General features: G+C 71.6%; 2 pseudogenes. Both read right to left on the bottom strand.

Going from position 1 to position 2222, the window contains the following annotated elements:
* Positions 1-984 (bottom strand): annotated as a pseudogene (locus ON26_RS15480) (endonuclease); the annotation flags it as partial.
* A gap of 1 nt (position 985) precedes the next feature.
* Positions 986-2222: pseudogene (locus tag ON26_RS15475) on the bottom strand (DUF2398 family protein); the annotation flags it as partial.

Below are 2222 nucleotides of genomic sequence, written 5' to 3'. Positions count from 1 at the left end.
GGAGCGTTGCAGCGCTTCACGATCGGTGCGGGCCTGCTCATAGGCGCGGTCGGCGTCGTCGGCGCGCGCCTCGGCGGCGGTGCGTTCGGCTTCGCGGCGGCGGCGCAGTTCGGTCGCCGCGAACAGTGCGGTGCTCGCGTGGGTCACCGCGTCGAGCCGGGCACCGACCTGCTCGACCTCGGTCCTGGCCTGCACCGCCAGATACTTGCGGTAGACGCCGACGAAGGCGCGCGTGGCGGTGTCGGCATGCACCAGACCGGTCAGGGTCCGGCCGACCTCTTCCATGTCGCTGAAGGAACGAGCCGCGTCGAGGATCAGCTGGTCGTCGAGTGGGCGCAGGCCGCCGGTCAGCGCCTGGGACAGGCCGCGCGGGTCGAGGTTCTTGGCCAGCTGCGGGCGGCGCAGGGTGAGGATGAGGTTGATCAGCTGGTCGTAGCGCTGGGCGCCGAGGCCGAACATGCGGGCGTCGATGGCGGCGCGGTATTCCACCGGACGGTCCACGATGCTGTCGGCGCCGATCTGCTCGGCCAGTTGCTTGCGGGTCAGCGGGCGGTCGTCCGGACCGAGCAGGGAGAAGTCGACGCCCACCCGGCCGTCGGCGACGAAATACCAGCGGGTCACCTTGTCCGAGGACCGGGTCGCGCGCATGCCGATGCCGACGGTGACGACTTCGGGATCCGCCCAGCGCCCGCGGGCGAACTCCATCCACACATACGAGTAGGCCGAATCCTGCTTGCGGTACAGCAGATTCGACTTCATGGTGCGTTCCTCGCCCGCGAACGGGTTCAACCGCCGCGGCTCGATGCGCCCGTCCAGGACGAAGGGGAACAGCACCTCGAGCGCCTTGGTCTTGCCCGAGCCGTTCGGGCCGCGCAGCACCAGCCTGCCGTCGGCGAAGCAGAACTCCTGGTCGCGGTAGTCCCAGAGATTGATGATTCCGGCCCTGGCCGGGACGAAACGCACACCGCCGTGGATGACCGACATGTCAGATCCCCTCCGAACCACTCGCGCCTGCCTCCGCGGCGCTGACGAACAATTCCTCGGCACGCCGTGCGCGCACCGACACCACCGCGCCCCGGTAACGCGCCAGCGCGGGCAGCACCAGCACACCGTCGGCTACCGGATGCACCAGACGCAGCCGGCGCAACAGCTCGAGTACCTCGGCGGTCAGGCCGGCCAGGTCGGTGAGCCAGTGGGCGGCGAAGGTCGAGCCGTAGCGCTCGGTGAGCACACCGATGATCGCCTGTAGCCGATCGGCGCCGACGAACGGATAGGTCTCGGGCGGCGGCTGTTCGGCGTATTCATCCGGCATCCGGTCATCCGGACCCGTGGCGTCGCCGAACGGGTCGTCCGCGGCGGGCCCGCCGACCATCGGCGCGAACAGGGTGGCCTCGGGAATCGCGCTGTCGAGCGCGGCGCGCAGGTCCGCCGAACCGGCCGACGCCATCGGCCTGCGCGGCCGCGGGTCGTCGAGATCGAGGACGAGGTCGGCGATTTCGGTGATCAGCAACAGGCCTACCTGAGCGAGGGTGCCCGTGCCGGGGAACCGCACGTCCGAGAGCCGCCCGGAGGTGTCGATCAAGGCGACGCCCTCGGCCCGCCGCTCCGCGCGCAGTCCGGTGAAAGCCTCCACCCCGGCGATCAGCGCGTCCTGCGCGAGCGCCGCCCGCTGCGGACCGGTGAGATCGGCGGCGTAGACGACCGGACGCTCGACCACCGCCCGGCGGACCTCGCGCGCGATCGCGGCCGGATCCACCACCCGGTCGTCGCCGGAAGGCGTCGTGTCCTCCCCGAGCAGCCCCGCCACGCTGTCCAGATGTTGCAGCGCGCGCGACGGGCGGAACAGCGCGAAGACCACGGCGCGGTCGATGTCGTAGAGGGCCTCGCCCGCCTCCGGGTCGGCGGCCCAGCCACCCGCGTCACCGTCGGCCAGGGTGAGTGCGCCGCGCGCCGCGAGCCAGCCGACCGCGTCCACGAAGGCATCCCGGTCGGCGGCCCGATCGGGGGACAGGTCGAGTCCGTCGATCTGTCCGCTGTAGGCCGTCACCTGCTCGGCGAGTTCGGAGAGCGTGATCTGCTCGCCGGCCCGCCCGAGAGCGGCCAGTGCCAGGGCCAGATAGGCGTAGCGGCGGCGATCGAAGACCCGGTCCGGTGACGGTGCGTGCGGGCCTGCCCGGGTCGAGGGTGTCGACGACCGGGAACAGGCGTGCGGTGGTCTCGGT

It is taken from the genome of Nocardia higoensis NBRC 100133 (genome assembly GCF_000308595.1).
GTDB classification, from domain to species: domain Bacteria; phylum Actinomycetota; class Actinomycetes; order Mycobacteriales; family Mycobacteriaceae; genus Nocardia; species Nocardia higoensis.
The sequence above is the reverse complement of the archived record's forward strand: the minus strand, read 5'-3'. Positions and strand labels throughout refer to the sequence as shown.